Origin of the sequence: Rhodobacter sp. NTK016B (genome assembly GCF_017303295.1) — a bacterium.
Taxonomy (GTDB): Bacteria; Pseudomonadota; Alphaproteobacteria; order Rhodobacterales; family Rhodobacteraceae; genus Pararhodobacter.
This window is the reverse complement of sequence record NZ_JAFKOK010000001.1, coordinates 429,902-449,244: the sequence shown is the minus strand read 5'-3', so window position 1 is coordinate 449,244 and position 19,343 is coordinate 429,902. Positions and strand designations below refer to the sequence as shown.

At 66.3% G+C, this 19,343-nt stretch carries 15 protein-coding genes; 6 read left to right on the top strand and 9 right to left on the bottom strand.

The features are described 5' to 3' along the window. The first annotated feature begins 107 nt into the window (after positions 1–107). Complete coding sequence (locus tag JI664_RS02210) at positions 108–440, top strand: hypothetical protein (RefSeq protein ID WP_207012053.1); 333 nt, start codon at positions 108–110, stop codon at positions 438–440. Here JI664_RS02210 and JI664_RS02205 read toward each other — a convergent pair. From JI664_RS02205 to JI664_RS02185, 5 genes are all read right to left on the bottom strand, one after another. Continuing rightward, positions 350–1,912 carry a Ppx/GppA family phosphatase gene (locus tag JI664_RS02205; protein ID WP_207012109.1) on the bottom strand — a complete coding sequence of 521 codons (1,563 nt, stop codon included), beginning with the start codon at positions 1,910–1,912 and terminating at the stop codon, positions 350–352. The genes JI664_RS02210 and JI664_RS02205 overlap by 91 nt on opposite strands. A 355-nt stretch (positions 1,913–2,267) precedes the next feature. Continuing rightward, positions 2,268–4,448: an RNA degradosome polyphosphate kinase gene (locus JI664_RS02200; protein ID WP_207012052.1), complete on the bottom strand. Its 2,181-nt coding sequence runs from the start codon at positions 4,446–4,448 to the stop codon at positions 2,268–2,270. 16 nt (positions 4,449–4,464) lie between these two features. Then, entirely contained in the window at positions 4,465–5,208 is a 744-nt protein-coding gene (locus JI664_RS02195; RefSeq protein ID WP_286173767.1) for a chromosomal replication initiator DnaA, read from the bottom strand. After that, positions 5,195–6,298 carry an AI-2E family transporter gene (locus JI664_RS02190; RefSeq protein WP_207012051.1) on the bottom strand — a complete coding sequence of 368 codons (1,104 nt, stop codon included), beginning with the start codon at positions 6,296–6,298 and terminating at the stop codon, positions 5,195–5,197. The genes JI664_RS02195 and JI664_RS02190 overlap by 14 nt, the downstream gene beginning before the upstream one ends. A gap of 4 nt (positions 6,299–6,302) precedes the next feature. Next, positions 6,303–6,626 (bottom strand): 2Fe-2S iron-sulfur cluster-binding protein, encoded by a 324-nt coding sequence (locus tag JI664_RS02185; RefSeq protein WP_207012050.1) that lies wholly within the window; start codon positions 6,624–6,626, stop codon positions 6,303–6,305. A 259-nt stretch (positions 6,627–6,885) separates the two neighbouring features. Here JI664_RS02185 and JI664_RS02180 point away from each other — a divergent pair, with 259 nt between their 5' ends. Next, entirely contained in the window at positions 6,886–7,365 is a 480-nt protein-coding gene (locus JI664_RS02180) for a peptidoglycan-binding domain-containing protein (protein WP_207012049.1), read from the top strand. 4 nt (positions 7,366–7,369) lie between these two features. On the opposite strand, the gene JI664_RS02175 is transcribed toward JI664_RS02180, so the two are convergent. From JI664_RS02175 to JI664_RS02165, 3 genes are all read right to left on the bottom strand, one after another. Further along, on the bottom strand, positions 7,370–9,400 hold the full coding sequence (locus JI664_RS02175) for a capsular polysaccharide biosynthesis protein (protein WP_207012048.1): 2,031 nt from the start codon (positions 9,398–9,400) through the stop codon (positions 7,370–7,372). A 19-nt stretch (positions 9,401–9,419) separates the two neighbouring features. Beyond that, on the bottom strand, positions 9,420–10,571 hold the full coding sequence (locus JI664_RS02170) for a polysaccharide biosynthesis/export family protein (protein ID WP_349768671.1): 1,152 nt from the start codon (positions 10,569–10,571) through the stop codon (positions 9,420–9,422). 267 nt (positions 10,572–10,838) lie between these two features. Continuing rightward, positions 10,839–12,128, bottom strand: coding sequence for a capsule biosynthesis protein (locus tag JI664_RS02165; RefSeq protein WP_207012047.1), 1,290 nt, complete (start codon positions 12,126–12,128; stop codon positions 10,839–10,841). Positions 12,129–12,273: 145 nt separating this feature from the next. On the opposite strand from JI664_RS02165, the gene JI664_RS02160 reads away from it, so the two are divergent. After that, entirely contained in the window at positions 12,274–12,885 is a 612-nt protein-coding gene (locus JI664_RS02160) for a riboflavin synthase (RefSeq protein ID WP_207012046.1), read from the top strand. Positions 12,886–13,046: 161 nt separating this feature from the next. Here JI664_RS02160 and JI664_RS02155 read toward each other — a convergent pair whose 3' ends face one another. Further along, positions 13,047–14,861: an ABC transporter transmembrane domain-containing protein gene (locus JI664_RS02155; RefSeq protein ID WP_207012045.1), complete on the bottom strand. Its 1,815-nt coding sequence runs from the start codon at positions 14,859–14,861 to the stop codon at positions 13,047–13,049. A gap of 327 nt (positions 14,862–15,188) precedes the next feature. On the opposite strand from JI664_RS02155, the gene JI664_RS02150 reads away from it, so the two are divergent. The 3 genes from JI664_RS02150 to JI664_RS02140 all read left to right on the top strand — a co-directional run bounded on the left by JI664_RS02150 (position 15,189) and on the right by JI664_RS02140 (position 19,294). Further along, on the top strand, positions 15,189–15,626 hold the full coding sequence (locus JI664_RS02150; RefSeq protein ID WP_207012044.1) for a universal stress protein: 438 nt from the start codon (positions 15,189–15,191) through the stop codon (positions 15,624–15,626). Positions 15,627–15,699: 73 nt separating this feature from the next. After that, a complete protein-coding gene (locus JI664_RS02145) occupies positions 15,700–17,196 on the top strand; it encodes an alanine/glycine:cation symporter family protein (RefSeq protein WP_414707706.1) in 1,497 nt (498 codons plus the stop codon). A gap of 166 nt (positions 17,197–17,362) precedes the next feature. Next, a complete protein-coding gene (locus JI664_RS02140) occupies positions 17,363–19,294 on the top strand; it encodes a hypothetical protein (RefSeq protein WP_207012042.1) in 1,932 nt (643 codons plus the stop codon). The last annotated feature ends 49 nt before the right edge of the window (positions 19,295–19,343 follow it).

Sequence of the window (19,343 nt, the reverse complement as noted above, 5' to 3'; positions counted from 1 at the left end):
GCGGGCGTCTTGGTGCAGGTGTTGACCCGTGACAGCCTGTCGGGCGGCCTGTGCCCGAAATCCCACCCGGCCAGACAGGTCTCTGAGCCCTATCCGTGAGGTCCGGAATGCAGAAATTTCCCGTCAAACCCGCCCTGCTTGGCGCGCTGTTGGCGGCGTCGGCGATGCCCGCGCTGGCGCAGGACAGCGATAACGACACGGCCAACCGGCTGCGCGGGTTGTTCGACGATATGATGGGCACGGTGGATCCGTGGCTGTCGGATCTGTCCGAGATGCTGGGCGACCTGTCAGGCTGGCACGCGCCCGAACGTCTGCCCAACGGCGATATCCTGATCCGCCGCCGAGACGATCAGGAGCCGGAGGCCGTGCCCGAAGACGACGCCGAGAGTGACGCCGAGACCGACGAGGGGGCCGAACCCGGCGATACACTCGAACTCTGAGCCCGCCCGACCCGGTAGGTGGTCGTCACGCCCAGATGCTTCGCCAGCGCCGCGAAGCGCGAGGCCGCGACTTCGCCGAACAGGGATTTGCGCTCGGGCTGCAGGATCAGTTCGAGCACCTTTTTCTTGGGGAAATAGCGCAGCTCGCCCGCAGCCTGCGGCCCCGCCAGCGAGAACATCGCCCCAAAGCGCATCGCCCGGCCCAGCATGATCGCGTGGCGGATTTCCTCGTCCGTCAGCAGCTTCAGAAGCGGGGTGATGCGGCTGTCTGCACCCGGTGACTTGTAGCGGTTCATCAGCGCCAGACCCAGATAGACCCGGCCCTTGTGGTCCAGACCGCCCAGATTGGCGCGGGTGGCGGTGTCAAAACAGCTTTCCGCCCGGTAATCGGGGTGCGCGCGCCAGTTCACGTCATGCAGCAGGCAGGCGGCCTTGATCAGACGAAGCCGCTCGCCGGGGACGTTCTTGTAAAGCGGCATCAGGAAATCGAACAGCTGACGCCCGAAGCCCGGCATCCGAGCGCTGGTGGTTTCCAGATGGCGGCAGGCTTCGATCAGCGGGTCGCGCGCGCGCAGCACATCGGGCATCTGTTCGAACAGCACGCCCTCGCGGATGCCATAGCTGGAAATGTAGATGTCGCGCGGGCGGAACACGTTCAGGATCTGGCGCAGCACCACCGTTGCCAGCGGCACCAGCGTGATCCGCTCGGGCGAAATTCCGGTCCGGTTGCGCAGCGTCTTGAGATCCTGCGTTTCCAGCCAGTCGATGGTCTTGCGGATCGACTTGGGCGTCATCTCGTATTCGTGCAGCACGGTCAGCGGATAGCCGCGCCGCTCCATGTCGAGCCGCGCCAGCGCCCGCCATGAGCCGCCCACCAGATACAGCGCCTTGTGGTCGCTGCCGACCTGTTCGCGCAGCTCTTTGAGCGTCTCGGTGATGTGGGTCTTCAGGCCCTTCTTGCCGCCCTTGATCTGCTGCAGCCTGAACGGGCCCAGCGTCGAGCTGACGCGGCGCCCGACGCTGTTGTCGCCGACCTCGGCCAGTTCCATAGACGAGCCGCCGATATCGCAGACCAGACCCCGCGCGCCGGGCCAGCCCAGAAGCACGCCCTGTGCCGACAGCCGCGCTTCCTCGGTGCCGGGGATGATCAGCATCTCGATGCCGGTCTCGGTCTCGACCTCTTCCTTGAAGCTCTCGCCATCCTCGGCCTCGCGCACGGCGGCGGTGGCGACCATGGTCAGGCTGGTCAGGTTCATGTCCCGCGCAAGGCAGCCGAAGCGCTTGATCGCGGCGAGGGCCCGGGCGCGGCCCTCGGGATACAGCCGCCCGGTCTGTGCCAGATCGCGCCCGAGCCCGCACAGAACCTTTTCGTTGAAGAAATAGGCAGGCGAGCGGGCGGCGCCGTCGAACACCACCATGCGGATCGAGTTCGAACCCACGTCGATGACACCCACCCGGTCGAGCGCGCGCATCTGGTCGTCGTCGAAAAGCGGTGTGCCGCCGAAATAGCCGCGCACGGGGGTCAGTGCGGGCGGCACGCCGGTCGTGTCAGAGGTATCGGTCTTGGGGGTTGCTGCCGCCGTCTTTACCGGTGCCCTCTCGGTTCCTGACTGCGCCCCGGTTTCGGGATCGCTCGCGGGAGGGGCCGCTTCGGGGGCGGCTTTGCCATCAGGGAGCATGGTTTCGCGGTCGGCGGGCATGGCCGTCTCCTCGATCATCGTCGGGCAGGTGTCATCTAGTCTTCGCAACCGCGAAAGGTCAACGTCTTGGCGGCTTGTTGCCGCCAAGCGTGGCGTTTCGATGGCAGCGCCGGTCGCAACGGGGCGTTCAGATATCGGTATGCGTCAATTCCGGCACATCCGTCGCCCCGGCCGAACCCCGGCCCGAAAGAGACGGGTTTTCCATGAAGAACTTATGGCAGCTGAACATCGGCTTGTCGGGATCGTCCGAATTGGCGCGGGTAAAGGTGCCCATCCCGTCGAGAACCCATGTCTGCGCCTCGTCATAGAGATTGGCGGCCATGATCTGGCGCACGATCTGCGCGCGCACGGTGGGGTTCTTGATCTCAACCAAAGTCTCGACGCGCCGCATCAGGTTGCGCCCCATCCAGTCGGCCGAGGACATGAAGACCCGAACGGGTTCCGACGGCAGGCCATTGCCCGAGCCGAAACAGACGATGCGCGAATGCTCGAGGAACCGCCCGACGATGGATTTGACACGGATATTCTCGGAAAAGCCGCGAATGCCGGGCCGCAGCCCGCAGATCCCGCGCACGATCAGGCTGATCTTCACGCCCGCCTGACCGGCGGCATACAGCGCGTCGATCACGTCGGAATCGACGATCGAGTTCATTTTCGCCCAGATCTGCGCCGGACGCCCGGCGCGCGCGTGATCGGCTTCGCGCGCGATCAGCTCGATCAGCCGGTCCTTCAGCGAGATCGGCGAAATCGCCAGATTTTCCAGCGCGTTGGGCTGGGCATAGCCCGACAGGTAGTTGAACACCCGCGCCGCGTCGCGCCCCAGCGGCTCTTCGCAGGTGAAAAGGCTCAGGTCGGTATAGATCCGTGCGGTGATCGGGTGATAGTTCCCGGTGCCCCAATGGGTATAGGTGACCAGCTTGTCGCCTTCGCGCCGAACCACAGCCGAGATCTTGGCGTGCGTCTTGTACTGGATGAACCCGTAGACGACATGCGCGCCCGCGCGTTCCAGCCTGCGCGACTGGCGGATATTGGCGGCTTCGTCGAAGCGCGCTTTCAGCTCGACAAAGGCGGTGACGGATTTTCCGGCCTCGGCGGCCTCGCACAAGGCGTCGACGATCGGGCTGTCGCGCGAGGTGCGGTAAAGCGTCTGCTTGATCGCCAGCACATCGGGATCGTTCGCCGCCTGCTTGAGAAAGCGCACCACTGTGTCGAAGGTCTCGTAGGGATGGTGCAGCAGCATGTCCTTCTGGCGGATCGCCGCGAACATGTCGCCGTTATGGTCCTGCACGCGCTCGGGGATGCGCGGGCTGAAGGGCGCCCATTGCAGGTCGCGCCGCTCGTCGATGACCAGTTCCTTGATATCGGCCATGCCCAGAAGGCCGTCGACCTCGACCACCTCGTCGGCGGCGACGTTCAGCTCTTCCATGATCAGCTTGCGCACCGACGGCTCGGCGCCGCCTGTCAGCTTCATGCGCACGACTTCGCCGCGGCGTCGGCGCTTGAGCGCGACTTCGAATTCGCGGACCAGATCCTCGGCTTCCTCCTCGACCTCCATGTCCGAATCGCGCAGCACGCGGAAGCCGCAATGGTTGAGCGCCTCGTAACCTGGAAACAGCGATTCGAGCTGGTCGAGCAACAGCTCTTCCAGCGGCAGGAAGCGAAAGGCGAGCCCCTCGGCAGGCAGGCGGATGAAGCGGTCGATCTGCTGCGGCACGGGCAGCAATGCGCTGCGTTTCAGCCCGTCGGCCTTGCGCCGGATCGTCAGCGCCAGACAGAAGCCCGTGTTGGGAATGAAGGGGAAGGGATGCGCCGGGTCGATAGCCAGCGGCGACAGCATGGGAAAGACATTGGCGAGGAAATATTCATCCAGAAACGCGCGGTCGGCCTCGGTCAGGGCGCTGCGTTCGAGGATGAACATGTTCTCGGCTTCCAGAAGGCCGCGCAGTTCCTGATAGGTTTCCTGCTGCGTCTGCATCAGGCGCCGCGCCTGATCGTTGATCTGGGTCAGTTGTTCATAGGGCGTCTTGCCGTCGGTCGAGGGGTTGGTATTCCCCGCCCGGTGCAGTTCGCGCAGGCCGGCCACGCGGACGGTATAGAATTCGTCCAGATTGGTGGCCGAAATCGACAGGAACCGCACCCGTTCGAGCAGCGGAACCTTGGGGTTCGACGCCTCTTCCAGCACGCGCCAATTGAAGGCGATCCAGGACAATTCGCGGTTGAAGAAACGCGACGGGCCTTCCGGATCGAACCCCTCAGGCGGGTCGATCGGGTCGGGGAACGGGCCGTGAAGGAAATCCGAAGTGGTCATGCGCGGTCTGTAGCGGTCAATTGCGACGGTTTGGTGATACCCGGCATGATGCGTCGGCATCCGGATCATTGTCGAGGTCTTTGCTCAGAGCCTCGCGCACCATGCCGGCGGTGATCTTCTTCTTCAGTTGCAAGGCGCGCAGGTCCACCTCGGCCACCAGCGACCGCGCCGCATCGAGAGAACGCTCCATGCGTGGCAGGATATAGTCGATCAGGCCGGGGTCGATGCGCACCTGCCGGTCGGTGAAGAGCTTGACCAGCACGGCAGCCAGAAGCGCATCCTCGGGCTCGCCCAGCGACTGATGCGCCGCCGCTGACAGACGCGACGTCAGGTCGGGCAGGCGCAATCCCCAGTCGCGCACCGGCATCGGCGCGCTCAGCAACAGCTCGCCGCGTCCGCGCAGGTGATTGATCAGGTGAAACAGCGCCTCTTCGCCGTCTCCCCCCGCCAGCAAATGAGCATCGTCGATGACGATCCGGTCGGGGGCGCCGGGCTGAACCAGCTGTTCGAGCCGCGCCGTCAGCGTTTCGGCAGGCTGCCACAGTGCGCCGGTCCGCGCGGCCCAGATATGCGCCAGATGCGTCTTGCCCGAGCCGGGAGGCCCCACCAGAACGGTCAGCCCGTTGGGCAGGCCGCGCTCGGCCTCGACCGCGGCCAGGGCCACGGCATTCGAGGGCGCTTCGAGAAAGTCATCGCGGCCCATCGATTCCGCGCTGGGCAGGACCAGCGGCAGTTGCTCGGCGCGCTTACGCTCTGTCATCCGGGGTCCCGGGCCGATAAGGGTCAGCATCTGACATTGGCGGATCGCCACGATAAAGGGCGCTGTCCTTGTAGGCCCCCGCCATGTGCCGTGCGACGACACCAAGGGCTGCCGAGACGGGCACCGCGACCAGCATCCCCACAAAGCCGAACAGCGCGCCGAACACGCTGAGCGCAAGGATCAGCCAGACCGGGTGCAGGCCCACCGAGCTGCCCACCAGCTTCGGCGTCAGCACGTTGCCCTCGATCATCTGGCCGGCGGCGAAAACCGCCCCGACCAGCCCCAGCTGCACCCAATCCCCCCAGAACTGCACCAGCCCGAACCCCAGCGCCAGAACGCCGCCAAGGATCGCGCCGACATAGGGAATGAAGGTAATCAGCCCGGCAAAGGCGCCGATCACCAGCCCGAATTGCAGCCCGACCAGCATCAGCCCGGTGGCATAAAAGGCGCCCATCAGCAGGCAGACCGTCCCCATGCCCCGGATGAACGAGGCGACGGTGCGGTCGATCTCGGCGGCGATGGTGCGGATCTTGGGCGCGTGCTGGCGCGGCAGCAACTCATCGACCTTGGCCACCGCCTTGTCCCAGTCGAGCAGCATGTAGAACGCCACGACAGGCACGATGACGATCAGAAGCGCGATGTTGAGAAGCGAGACCGCCGATCCCAGCACCGCGTTGGCCAGTTCGCCCGAGCGCGCCTGTACCGCTTCGGCCAGACCCCGCAGGGATTGCCGCAGGGTCGAATTGTCGTCGAGGATCGACGGAAACCGCTCGACCAGCAGGTTGCTGCCGCGCTCGATCAGGCCCGGCAGCGAGTCGCTCAGCGCCTGCCCCTGTTCGATCAGCAGCGGCACGACCAGCACGATCCCCAGCACGAAGACCAGCACCACCAGAACCGAGATCGTCACCGTCGCCAGAACGCGGCTCATCCCCAGCTTTTCCAGCCGGTCGGCCAGCGGGTCCAGGAAATAGGCCAGCGCCGTGCCCAGGATATAGGGCAGGATCGTGTTCGCCAGCCCCCACAACGCCAAGATCAGAAGCGCGGCAAGCACGCCCCAGAACCAGACCTGGCGTTTGACGCTGGCGGCCATGCGATCAGATCTGCCGTTCGGGCAGGCGAACGACCAGACCGTCGAGGGCGGGCGTAACCTTGATCTGGCAGGTCAGGCGCGATTTCTCGGGGTCGGGCTCGTAGGCGAAGTCGAGCATGTCTTCTTCCATCGGGTCGCGCGCCGGAAGCTTTTCGACCCAGGCTTCGTCGACATAGACGTGGCAGGTCGAGCAGGCGCAGGCGCCGCCGCAATCGGCCTCGATGCCTTTGACGCCGTTATCACGTGCGCCCTCCATCACCGTCAGCCCTTCGGGCACGTCGATGACATGCTCGGTACCGTCAAATTCGATATAGGTGATCTTGACCATCTTTGCCTCGCGTCTCTCTCACTCGCATCGGACATACGAAAGTGTGGCCCCTTTGACCAGAGGCCAGAGCCGCAGGCAAACCAGTGTTCCACAGGTGAAATCCAGCCCCCGTCCGGCGGCGCGCGGATAGGCGCTCTGCCGCGAAATGGTGCCGCTGCCGCCCGGCCTTGGCCGTTTCCGTGCCCGGAAAATGCCGCGTTTGAGCGCCAGATTATCCCTCAAGACAGAAACAATGCGCGAATCGCGCTCTGGGAATATCATGCTCCGACTCGCTTCCACTCTGGTTATCGTCTCGGCCCTCCTCTCCGCCTGCCAGACGGCCGCGCCCGACGCGCAGGCCAGCCGGGCCGAACCCGCTCCCGTCAGCGAAGCGCCCATGTTGGGCGAATCCAGCGGCTGCTGGTCCACCGACCGCATTCCTGCCGTCACGCAGGTCGAATTCGTCACCGTTGACGGCGCCGAGGGTTTGCAGCCGCGCGAACGCGTGGTGCAACCGGCCGAGGACCGTCTCTTCGCCGTGCCGTGCCCCGAACAGATCGACGACGATACCGTCGCCACGCTGCAGCGGGCTCTGACCGCGCGTGGGCATTATGCCGGGCCGATCAGCGGTCAGTGGGACGATGCGACCTCGGAAGCGGTGCGCCGTTTTCAGGCGCCTCTGGGGCTCGACAGCGGGATCCTGACGCTTCAGGCTGCGCAGATGATGGGCCTTGTCGTTATCCCCCGCGAATCGTTCTGAGCGCTTAGCGCCAGATCCACGCGTAACTTGCCAGCACGCCCTGCAGCTTCGACAGAAGCCGCAGGGCGTGTCCGTTTTTGCCTGTCCGACCCGTGGCCAGCCGCTCGACCGCCAGCTCTGGTGGGCAAAGCTGCCCCGTGACCGGGTCGAGATAGCGCGGATAGGCGATCAGCGCGGCATGGATGAGGTGCTCAAGCGTCGGGCGCGGCTGCACGGCCAACCGCCGTTCTGGCACCGGGCCGCGATCATCGGTCAGCCCCCAGCCCGCGTAGAACGGCGCGCCCAGCACGGTGACAGGGATGCCGCGCAAGAGCGCCTCGAACCCCAGCCCCGAGGTCATCGTCCAGACCCGGTCGGCCAGTCTCAGGGCCGCCTGCGCATCGACGCCGTCCAGCACCAGATCGGCCAGATCGGCCGCCTCTGCCACCGCGCCCGGTCGCAGCCCCGCCTCGACATCGGGATGCGGTTTATAGAGCACGATCGCGTCGGGTTCGGCGGCGCGTGCGGCCTCGAGCAGGGCGCGGTTGGTGCGGATCTCGCCCGCGCCGAGCCGGATGGAGGCGTCGTCCTCGACCTGTCCGGGCACCAGAATCACCGCAGCCCCCGGTCGTGCCGCCTTCAGGGCCGCCAGCGGCGCGTCCAGATCGCGCGGCGTGCCGGTCAGGTTGTATTTCGTCACCCCGGCTTGTAGCACGGCATGGCGCAGATCGCGCGCGCGTCGCAGCTGATCGTCGCGGAGCGGCGTTGCGACAAGTTGCTCAAGCCTGCTCTCGCGCGTCGGATCGTAATAGATGCCCAGATCGTCCACGGCGAGCGACAGCGGCGGCACCAGTTCGGCGCCAAGGCCTTTCGAGCGCAGGAAACCGTCCTCGACCCGCAAACCGGCAAAATCCGGGTCCACTTTCGATGCCCAGGCCAGCGTCGCACCGTCCTCGGCAAAGCGGACAGGCCGCGTGCGCCCGAAAAAGCGCTGGATCGCGCCCCGTTTCCACCGCCGGATACCCGCCGCAACATGTCCCGCGCGATCCTGCCGGAACGCCGTGACCCTTGCTTCGAGTTGGTCGATCACCTCGTCCAGATCGCAAAGCCGGTCACGCAGCGGATCGTACCACGCGGGATAGACCAGCATGGCGATGGCAAAGATCTGCAGCCGCGTCAGCACGCGCTGGCGCCGGGGCAGGGGGTGCTCGTCCTCGCTCAGCCCCCAGCCAGCATAGAACGGCTGGCCGAAAACGCGCGGCCGATGGCCCGCCATGATCGCTTCGAATCCCAGTTGCGACGACACGGTATAGACCGCGATCGCGCCTTCCAGCAGCGACCACGGCGAATGCGGCCCGTCGACAAAGGCGATCTGCGCATCGGTATCGGCGGCAGAGTAATAGCCGTTGCGCGCCCCGGCCGCCGTCTCGGGATGGGCGCGGATCAGGATCGGCGCGTGCGGATGTTCGATCCGCGCCGCCAGCAGCATGTCGCGAAACCGCTTTGCCGCGCCGTCAGACCCGCCAAGTCCACCCTGCAACAGTGCCGCATCATCGCGCACCTGATCGACGATCAGCACATAGCCGGGCGGAGGCGGCGTCAGGTCGGGATCATGGGCATTGTATTTCGACAGATGCAGCGCCTGCAGCCGCGCCAGGCAATCGCGTGCGTTGGCGATCAGCGCACCGTCATCCAGCGGATGCGTGGCCAGAAGCTGTTCCAGTTCCGAAGGTTGCGCGGGGTCATAAGGCATCCCCAGCCGGTCGATCAGCAGGCCCATCGGCGGTTCGCCCGCGACGCGGCCGGGATGGATTGAGCGCAGCCACGCATCCTCGATCCGCAGGACAGGAGCGCCGCTGCGCCGCGCCAGCCATTCTGCCCGATAGGCGCGCGGGCTGTGGCCCCAGGCCAGAACCGCGTCGCCCGGTCCCGGCCAGCCGGGAGCCGGGCGCGCAAGGGCCAGTTCAAGGATGCGCCGTACCCGGCGCGACTGGGCACGGGGGCCCAGAAAGCCGAGGCTCGTGGCGATCAGGCGGCGCGGAGGGGCGTCGGCCATGGGGACGCGCCGCCCGCTTTTACTCGCCGGCCGCCCGGATCCGCGTCAGTGTGGCCGAGGCCGAGCCCGTCGCGCTCAGGGCGCCCGAGATGACCGAGATCTGCCGGTTCCACGCCACAGACGACGCTTCGGTCACATAGATCGTGTCGCCGTCGCGGATCTGGAAATCGCGGGCCATGAACATGCCGTTGGGCGCGGTCAGATCCAGCACATAGACAAAGCGCTGATCACCCACGAGGCCGGTCTGGTTCAGGATGCGCTGGGCCACTTCCACGGGTTCGTCGCGGAACACGAAGACGCCCGTCGGATCGGCGCGGGTTGGATCCAGCCCGCCGACCTGTGCCAGCGCCTCAATCGCGGTCAGTTCACGCCGGTCGAAGGTGATCAAAGCCTGATCGCCGGTCGCGCCCAGCACGGTATAGCGGCGCTGATCGGCCTCGACATAGATCCGGTCGCCGCCGCGCATGGCGATGTCCAGCTCGGGATGCTCGAACAGGTCGTCCAGCCAGATCCGGTCGGTGATCGACCCACGCGACACGGTGATCATCGCAGTCTGGGTGGGGATATCGACGCCGCCCGCGCTGGCCAGCATCGCCGTCAGGCGGCGGTTGGGACGGGTGATCGGATACACGCCCTGCGCCCCCACGGCGCCCACCACGCTGACGCTGGCCCCGTCGCCGCCGGTGCGGCTGACATAGACCTGCGGATCGGGCGTCTGCTGGTCAAGCTGGTTGGCAATGGCCGAGCGCAAGGCTTCGGGCGAGCTGCCGGCGGCGCGGACGCGTCCGGCGAAGGGGACGTAGATGAAGCCTTCGGAATCGACCTGCAGCTCGGTCAGCTGCGCGCCCGGCGTCTCGGACGAGGTCAGCAGCCCTTCGGGAACGTTTTCAAAGACGGTGACCGCGACAGTGTCGCCGGTGCGGATCGTGTCGCCGCCCAGAAGGGCCGCGTTGCGCAGAGAGGACGAGAAGCCCATCGCCATCGGCGTGTCGAGCGCCCGGTTCACCCGGTCGCCCACGGCCACGACATAGGCGTTCCCTTCGCGCAGCACGGAACCCGAAAAAATCTCGTTACTATTGGGGCCGGGACGGGGCATGGTGCAGGCACCGACGCTCGCCACGAACACGCCAAGCGCCAGCGTCATGGCGCGGCGGGAAGGTCTGACAATCACTGCTCGGGCTCCTTGTATGGATTTGCCTCAAGTTTTTTGTGCAACTATACGCATTACGGCGAAAAAATCCAAGCGGGGATATGCGCAGCAGGGGCGGTTGCCCGGCCTTCGGGTCGTTTTTCGACGCCAAGACCGCTTGCATAGGTCTGACTTTGGGCGGCCGGTGCAGGCGGGCTTGCGGCCAAGCGACAAGATAAAGCGCCGCCTGGGGGCAGATCACGCCTATCTGGTAGCGGTTTCAGCCACCCGGACAGGGCGCACCCGGTCTCACGGGACCAGCCGCAAGTGTTGCCTAGGTGCCGCACGTCCCGACAAGACAGCGCTATACGGGTCTTCGGGCGACAGGATCATGTCGACCACCTGCCGCAGCAATTGCCGCCGCCCCGCCGCCGAATAGAACCCGCCCGGCAGCTGCGAGGTCTCCAGCAGAAAGCGCCGGTAATCGCGATAGGCGCGCAGATCGGGCCGCGTGGGCTGGGCGAAGAACTCGGCCAGCGGCTGGGTCGAGACGAATTCCGGCTTGTCATAGACCGCTCCGCCGAACACCTTCAGCGGCATGCCACGCCACAGCACCTGCTGGGCCGCCGTCGAATTCGTCGTCACCGCGCTGCGCGCATGGTTGAGAAGCTGCGCCAGCTTGCCGCCGCGGATGAAATGTATCCGCCCCTCGACCCCCGCGTCGCGGGCAAGGCGGGCAATATCGCTTTTCAAAAGCGTACGCCCGTCCTCCAGCGGATGGGCCTTGAAGACCAGATGGTGATGCGGTGGCGCGCCCTCGGCAAAGCCCCGGATCGCGACCTCAAGAAACTCGGTCATCGTCGAAAAGGGCGAATGCTGCTGGAAATTGCTGTCATGCTCGAGCTGCAGCAACGCCAGATGATAGGGAAAGCCGCCAACCCGTACGCGCCGCGTGGCAAGACGGCGCTCGACCGCATGCAGCGGCATCGCCATCAGCCGCTTCAGATGCAGCCAGAATTCTTGTACCACGTTCTGCGCGCGGTGCGGGCGGAAGCCCTTGTAGCGGCGATTGGCCAGCAGGATGCGCGCGTGATAGGCGACGCCGTAGAAGACGTGCTGACGCATGTCGCCCCAATGCGCGGGCGCGTCGATCAGATCCGTCTCGAACGCCTCCAGCGCGCGGCGCATCTCGGGCACCGACAGCGTCATCAGCCGCGAATTCCCGTTCGAGCCGCCGCGCTCATAGGTTACCCACCACGGACGCAGATAGCCTTCCTCGAAGATATGCACCTCGATCCCGCGCGCGCGGGCATGGCGCACCGCCTCGGCATGAATGAACCGGGTATCGCCATACAGGATCAGGTCGGTGATGCGCAGGCGGTCCAGCTCGGCGCCGATGCGGGCGGGCCAGTCTTCCTGCGCGCCCAGATAGGGGATGAAGCCCTGCTTGCCCCAATAGGCCTCGTCGCCGCGGTTGAAACCGATCCGCCAGACCTCGGCCCCCGCGCTGCGCAGCAAAGCGCCCAGCTCGCGGAAGAACGGGCCATGCGGGCCCTGCAACATGAGGAATCGGCGTCCGTCGCCTGTCATCGGTACCATGGTCTGCCTGCGTGCCTGTCGCCCGTTGCGGGCATGGGGTTTTCCCCGGGGTGTTCCCCTTGTGTTGAAATGATGCCAGAGATAGCCACGTCTATAAAGCGCGAAGATGGCCGAATGATGGCCTGGGCAATCACGGGACGGGCTTATGTTCACAGGCATTATCACCGATATCGGGCGCGTCGTCGCCCTTGAGCAGCGCGGCGACCTGCGCGCGCGGATCGCGACCCGCTACGATGTCGACAGCATTGATATCGGCGCCTCGATCGCCTGCGACGGGGTCTGCCTGACGGTGGTGGCGCTGGGCGCCGAGCCGCAGAACTGGTTCGATGTCGATATCTCGGCCGAGACCGTCGCCAAGACCGCGATCGGGCGCAATTCGTGGGGCGAGGGCAAGCGCATCAACCTCGAACGCGCGCTGAAAGTGGGCGACGAGCTGGGCGGGCATATCGTCTCTGGCCATGTCGATGGCGTGGCCGAGGTCATCGCGATGGAGACCGAAGGCGACAGCACCCGCGTGACCTTCCGCGCGCCCGAAGCCTTGGCGCGTTTCATCGCGCCCAAAGGGTCGGTTGCGCTGAACGGCACCTCGCTGACGGTCAACGATGTCGCGGGCCGGGATTTCGGCGTCAACCTGATCCCGCATACGCAAGAGGTCACGACCTGGGGCGATGTGAAGACCGGCGACGCGATCAATCTCGAGATCGACACCCTTGCGCGCTACGTCGCCCGGATGCGCGACTGGGACCAGCAGGGTTGAGCGGCCCCACGCGCGCCTGAGGCACCAAAACCGCCGGTGCCGGGCGCCGCGCCTGCCCGACGCGAACGCCCCCCATCTTTAATCCGGAAATATCCTCGGGGGGTGAATTGGCCGCAGGCCAAGAGGGGGGCAGACACCCCCCCACCGTTTCCCGCCGAGCCTTACCCCTGATCCGTCGCCGCCATATCGGCCGCGCCGAATCCGCCATCGGTGAATTGCAGCCGCGCCAGCCGGGCATAGAGTCCGCCTTCCGCCACCAGCGCGTCATGGGTGCCGCTGGCGACGATATGGCCGCCTTCGAACACGACGATGCGGTCGGCCTTGCGCACGGTGGCCAGACGGTGCGCCACGACCAGCGTGGTGCGGCCCGCGCTCAGACGCTCCACCGCCTGCTGCACCAGCCGCTCGCTTTCCGCGTCCAGCGCCGAGGTCGCCTCGTCCAGCAGAAGCACCGGCGCGTCGCGCAGGATCGCGCGGGCGATGGCGATGCGCTGTTTCTGCCCGCCCGACAGCATTACGCCGCGTTCGCCCAGCTGGGTCTCGTAGCCCTCGGGCAGCGCGGTGATGAAGTCATGCGCGGCGGCGGCCTTCGCGGCCTCGTCGATCTCGTCATCGGTGGCTTCGGGGCGGCCGAAGCGGATATTCTCGCGCGCGGTGGTGGCGAAAATTACAGGGTCCTGCGGCACCAGCGCCATGGAACCCCGAAGCTGGGTGCGGCTGAGGTCGCGCAGATCGGTGCCGTCCAGTGTCACGCGGCCCTGTTGCGGATCGTAGAAGCGCATCAGAAGCTGGATGATCGTCGATTTCCCCGCGCCCGAGGGGCCGACCAGCGCCACGGTCTCGCCAGGCGCCACGCTAAGCGAGATCCCGTCGAGCGCCGATTGCGTGGGCCGCGACGGATAGTGGAAGCGCACATTCTCGAAGGCCACCGCGCCGCGCACCGGGGCGGACAGCGTCGTCGGCGTTTCGGGGTCCTGAATCGTGTCGATGGTGTCCATCAGTTCGACCAGCCGCTCGGTCGCGCCCGCCGCGCGCTGCAACTCGCCCCAGATTTCCGACAGCGCGCCGACCGAGCCCGCGACCAGCACCGAGTAGATGACGAACTGCACCAGCTCGCCGATGGTCATAGTGCCCTCGCGCACGTCGATGGCGCCGATCCACAACACGCCGACAATGCCCGAGAAGACCAGCGCGATGATCACCACGGTCATCGCCGCGCGGGTCAGGATGCGCACCATGGCGACGTCGAAGCTTTTTTCGGTCACGCGGTCGAACGTGGCGATCGAGCGGGTTTCGTGCGTGAAGGCCTGCACCGTCTGCGCCGCGCCCAGAGCCTCCGACGCGTTGCCCGAGGATTGCGCGATCCAGTCCTGATTTTCCCGCGACAGACGGCGCAGGCGGCGGCCCAGCACTACGATGGGGACGATCACCGCCGGCACCAGCAGCAGCACAAGGCCCGTGAGCTTGGGCGAGGTCAGCGCCAGCATGGCCAGACCGCCCACCAGCATCAGCAGGTTCCTGAGCGCGATCGACACCGACGAGCCGACGATCGACTGGATCAGCGTGGTGTCGGTGGTGATGCGCGACAGCACCTCGCCCGACATGATCTTCTCGAAAAAGGCGGGCGACATGCCGATCACGCGGGCAAACAGCGCCTTGCGGATATCGGCGACGACGCGTTCGCCCAACCGCGTGACCATGTAATAGCGCAGGCCCGTACCCAGCGCGAGCAACGCCGCCAGTCCCAGCGCCGCGCCGAAATACTGGTTGAGCAGTTCCAGCGCGCCCTGTCCGAAGCCGTCGACCACCCGCCGCACCGCCAGCGGCAGCGTCAATGAGACCGAGGCGGTCAGCACCAGCGCGACCAGCGCCCCCGCGAGCAGGCCCTTATAGGCGCTCAGGAAGGGCCAGAGCCCGGCCAGCGCGGCGATCCGGCGCGAGCTTTCGCGCTGTTGGGTTTGCGATGCGTCGCTCATTTATCCCGCCCTGTCCGTCGTCGTGTAAGGACTTCGCGTTTAGGCGCCCCACGCCTTCAGGGCAAGCATTGCGCGCCTCAGCGCCGTTGTGACGCAGCCGTTTCGGGGCCTGAAGCCGCGAAACGCGGGTCCGGGCGCGGGATGCCGCGGTGCAGCGAGCGGTCGGGAAATACGCGTTGTTGGAAGAATCTCCCAAATGCGCGACAATTTGCCACAGAATTGTCGCAAAGGCCTCAGCTCTGGCCGGGTTTGCGGAGAAAATTCCGCTCTGCTCGGCCTAGGGTTGTCGAAGCCCGGTGTCAACGGGCGCAACAGTGGAGAGAGAACATGACAACACCCCCGATCGTCGTGGCCTACGACGGATCCGGTGCCGGAGAACGCGCCGTCACGTTGGCCCAGACCTTTGCGGAAAGCAGCGGCGCGGCGCTGATCGTGGCGCATGTGCTGGAATGGTCGCCCTACAGCTTTCTCACCAAGGAAGAGATCGAAGAGCGACACAAGCGGCGAAAGGAAGAGATGACGCGCGCCGAACAGGCGCTGGTCAGCCCGGTCGTGGCCAAGCTGCAAGCGGCGGGCTTGTCCGTCTCGAGCGATATCCGCTTCGGCCATGTCGCCGAAACGCTGGTCGAGATCGCCAAGGCGAGCAATGCCTCGCAGATCGTCATCGGGCGGATCGGTTCGTCGGGGCTGGGCGCGCGGCTGTTCGGTTCGGTCACCGGCACGCTGGCGCAGATCGCCACCGTCCCCGTCACCATTGTGCCCTGAGCCAGCGGAGTATCCCATGCAACGATTTAGTCAACGCGCCGCTCTGGGCGTCTTTCTCACCGCTTTTCCCGCCATGGCGATGGCGCAGGACGAAGCCGCCGCAACCATCGGCGACACCATCAACGATATTTTCGCCGCCTCGACTGGCTGGTTCGTGGCGCTGATCTTCGCCAATGTGCCGGGCACGACTGTGCCTTGGATCGTCGGCTGGCTGGTCATAGCCGCGGCGGTGTTCTCGCTGTATTTCGGCTTCATCCAGTTCCGCGCCTTCAAGCATTCCATCCAGCTTGTGAAGGGCGATTATTCCGATCCCAACGACGCAGGCGAGGTCAGCCACTTTCAGGCGCTGGCGACCGCTTTGTCGGGCACCGTGGGGCTGGGCAATATCGCGGGTGTCGCGGTGGCGGTCAGCATCGGTGGGGCCGGGGCCACGTTCTGGATGATCCTTGCGGGTCTGCTGGGCATGGCCACGAAGTTCACCGAATGCACGCTGGGCGTTAAGTACCGCAACGAATATCCCGATGGCAGCGTGTCGGGCGGCCCGATGTACTACCTCGACAAAGGGTTCAAGGAACGTGGCCTGCCGCTGGGCAAGTTCATGGCAGTGATGTTCGCGATCTTCTGCGTGCTGGGCGCGATGGGCGGGGGCAACATGTTCCAGGCCAATCAGGCGCATGCGGCGATTTCCGGCGTGGTGGGGGATTATCCCGGCTGGATCACCGGCGTGATTCTGGCGGGCGTGGTCTTCGCCGTCATCATCGGCGGCCTGAAGTCGATCGCGCAGGTGACCGAAAAGGTCGTGCCGTTCATGGGCGTGCTCTACGTGCTGTCGGCGCTGGTCATCATTGCGATGAATCTCGACATGGTGGGCGAGGCTTTCCGCGAGATCGTCGCGGGCGCGTTCACCGGGCTGGGTGTGACGGGCGGCATCATCGGCGCGCTGATCCAGGGCTTCCGCCGCGCAGCCTTCTCGAACGAGGCGGGCATCGGCTCGGCAGCCATCGCCCACTCGGCGGTGCGCACCAAAGAGCCGATCACCGAAGGCTTCGTGTCGCTGCTCGAGCCGTTCATCGACACCGTGGTGATCTGCACGATGACCTCGCTGGTCATCATCATCACCGGGCAGTTGATGGTGAACCCTGAGACCGGTCTCTACATCCTGAACGACAGCGGCGGGATCGCCACGGTCGGCGACACGTCGGGCGTGGCCCTGACGGCGGCGGCGTTCAGCTCGGTCTTCGGCTGGTTCGGCTATGTGCTGGCCGTCGCGGTCTTCCTGTTCGCCTTCTCGACAATGATCTCGTGGAGCTATTACGGCCTCAAGGCGTGGACCTACCTGTTCGGCGAAGGCAAGGGCAAGGAACTGGTCTTCAAGCTGTTGTTCTGCTTCTTCGTGATCGTCGGCGCGGCGTCGAGCCTTGGCGCGGTGCTGGATTTCTCGGACGCGGCTTTGTTCGCGATGGGCGTCGTGAACATCATCGGCCTGTATTTCCTGATGCCGGTCGTCAAGCGTGAGCTGAACGGCTACCGCGCACGTCTGAAGTCGGGCGAAATCAAGAAGTTCAAGTAACTCCCCGGACGGGCCCGGCGATCGTGCCGGGCCCGTCTGTTGTCACGCGCCGCACACGCTCTGCTGGCGCAGTGGTGATCGCTCTCCCCCTTGGCCTGTGGCCGCCAATTGGGCACTCTGGCGCGACGATCATCGTCCGCCCGGAGTTTTCCTTATGCTATTTCAAATGCCCCATACCCGCCTTCGCCGTCGCCTGCGCAATACCGTGGTGCTGTCGCTGAGCGGTCTTGCTCTGGCGATGCCGCTGCAGGCCGAGACCGCGATCAATGCCGTGACCCTGTCGACTGCGGGGCTCGCCATGATCGAGGCCGAGGGGCAGCTCGGTCGCGAGCCGATCACCCTGTCCGTGGCGCGCGACGATATCGACGATTTCCTCAAGAGCCTCTGGGTGCTCGACCCCACCGGCGCCGTGCCCTTCGTCACGATGACCGGGCCGGGCAGTTTCGAGGATGCCTTCGCGCATTTCCCCTTCACCCCCGATGACGTGACCGATCCGGCGCGGCTGTTCGGCACGATGGTGGGGGCGCCCCTGCTGGTCGAGCGGCGCGGCGAGCAGTGGCAGGGCCTCAATATGGGCGTGACCGGGCGCGAGGGCGAGCACGGCACCGTCCATGTGCTGAACCTTCAGGCCGAGGACGGCACGCTGCACAGTTTCGAGATGGACGACGCGCTGGGCGTGCGCTTTGCCGATGCCGCCGATCAGGCGACGCTGACCGATGCGCTGAGGGCGTGGCGGGCCTCGGCCAATCCGCGACGGGTTGAGCTGTCGCTCGACAGCGACGACCGCACGCCGCGCGATGTGGGGCTGGTCTATCTGCAGGACGCGCCGCTCTGGCGCACCGCATGGCGCGCCGTCGATACCGAGGACGGCATCCGGCTGATCGGCTGGGCGGTGGTCGAAAACACCACCGGCATCGACTGGGACGATATCCAGCTGACGCTGGCGACCGGATCGGTGCGCGCCATCGAAGCGCGGCTCTATGCGCGCACCTATGCCCATCGCGAACAGGCGGGCGACATCCCGCCGCCCGCGCCGATGGTCGCCGCAGCGCCGCAATTCCGGGGCGCCATCGCCGAGATGGCGCAAGCAGGCGGGGGGGCCACGATGGCCGACATGGCCGAAAGCGCGGCGTCGGTTTCGGTCAGTGCCGATGACGGGGACAGTTTCAGCCGCTTCACGCTGGATACGCCGGTGACGCTGGCGGCGGGACAGATGATGAGCGTGCCCTTCCTGTCCGAAGACCTGCCCGATGCGCGGCTGGTCCTGTATCGCGGCGGGCAGGGGGATCGTCACCCGGTGATCGCGCTGTCCTTGGAAAACCCGCTGCCGCTGCGGCTACCTGCCGGGGTTCTGACGCTTTACGAGGACGGGCGCGGCCATGCCGGCGACGCGATGATCCCCGAACTGGCGCCCGGCGCGACCGAAATCGTCGATTTCGCCCGCGACACGGCGGTCGAGGTGCGCGAGGAAACCACCAGCACCGAGGCCGTGCGCGAGATGCGGATCGCGGGTGGGATGCTGCACGTGTCCGAGGATCTGGAGCGCCGCGTGACCTACCGGATCGAAGGCGCAGCCGATGACGCGCGCGAGGTCACCATCGACCATCCGCGCCGCGCGGGTTGGCGCGTCAGCAGCGCCACGGGCCCCGAAGAGCGCCCCGATGCCTGGCGCTGGGTGGTCGAGGTCCCGGCAGGCGAGCGCGCGCAGCTTGTCGTGACCGAGCGTCAGCCGCGCACCCGGCGGGTCGGCGTGCTGGACATGGACGTGGCCACGCTCGCCTATTGGGAAGGCCGCGCGGTCAGCGACGAGGTGCGCGAGACGCTGGGCCGGATCGCCGAATTGCGGCGCGAGGTGCTCGATAATGAGAACGCGCAGCGTCGGCTGGCGGGCGAGGTTCAGGCGCTCGAGCGCGAACAGCAGCGCTTGGTCAGCCTGATCGTGCAACTGGGCGACGACAGTCAGGCCAACCGCGAGCGCCGCGCGCGGGTCGACACGATCGACACCGAGATCACCGACGCGCGCGAGGCAAGCGACGCGGCGGGCGAGCGGGTCGAGACTCTGCGCGCGCAGATCCGCGAGATCGTCGGCGCCCAATAACCGGCGCAGCAGTACAGAAAAACGGCCACCGGGGTTCCGGTGGCCGTTT

Bases quoted from the DNA above. Each gene is read 5' to 3' on its own strand.
- JI664_RS02210 (WP_207012053.1), top strand. From the start codon at position 108: ATGCAGAAATTTCCCGTCAAACCCGCCCTGCTTGGCGCGCTGTTGGCG.
- JI664_RS02205 (WP_207012109.1), bottom strand. From the start codon at position 1,912: ATGCGCGCGCTCGACCGGGTGGGTGTCATCGACGTGGGTTCGAACTCG.
- JI664_RS02200 (WP_207012052.1), bottom strand. From the start codon at position 4,448: ATGACCACTTCGGATTTCCTTCACGGCCCGTTCCCCGACCCGATCGAC.
- JI664_RS02195 (WP_286173767.1), bottom strand. From the start codon at position 5,208: ATGACAGAGCGTAAGCGCGCCGAGCAACTGCCGCTGGTCCTGCCCAGC.
- JI664_RS02190 (WP_207012051.1), bottom strand. From the start codon at position 6,298: ATGGCCGCCAGCGTCAAACGCCAGGTCTGGTTCTGGGGCGTGCTTGCC.
- JI664_RS02185 (WP_207012050.1), bottom strand. From the start codon at position 6,626: ATGGTCAAGATCACCTATATCGAATTTGACGGTACCGAGCATGTCATC.
- JI664_RS02180 (WP_207012049.1), top strand. From the start codon at position 6,886: ATGCTCCGACTCGCTTCCACTCTGGTTATCGTCTCGGCCCTCCTCTCC.
- JI664_RS02175 (WP_207012048.1), bottom strand. From the start codon at position 9,400: ATGGCCGACGCCCCTCCGCGCCGCCTGATCGCCACGAGCCTCGGCTTT.
- JI664_RS02165 (WP_207012047.1), bottom strand. From the start codon at position 12,128: ATGGTACCGATGACAGGCGACGGACGCCGATTCCTCATGTTGCAGGGC.
- JI664_RS02160 (WP_207012046.1), top strand. From the start codon at position 12,274: ATGTTCACAGGCATTATCACCGATATCGGGCGCGTCGTCGCCCTTGAG.
- JI664_RS02155 (WP_207012045.1), bottom strand. From the start codon at position 14,861: ATGAGCGACGCATCGCAAACCCAACAGCGCGAAAGCTCGCGCCGGATC.
- JI664_RS02150 (WP_207012044.1), top strand. From the start codon at position 15,189: ATGACAACACCCCCGATCGTCGTGGCCTACGACGGATCCGGTGCCGGA.
- JI664_RS02145 (WP_414707706.1), top strand. From the start codon at position 15,700: ATGGCGATGGCGCAGGACGAAGCCGCCGCAACCATCGGCGACACCATC.
- JI664_RS02140 (WP_207012042.1), top strand. From the start codon at position 17,363: ATGCCCCATACCCGCCTTCGCCGTCGCCTGCGCAATACCGTGGTGCTG.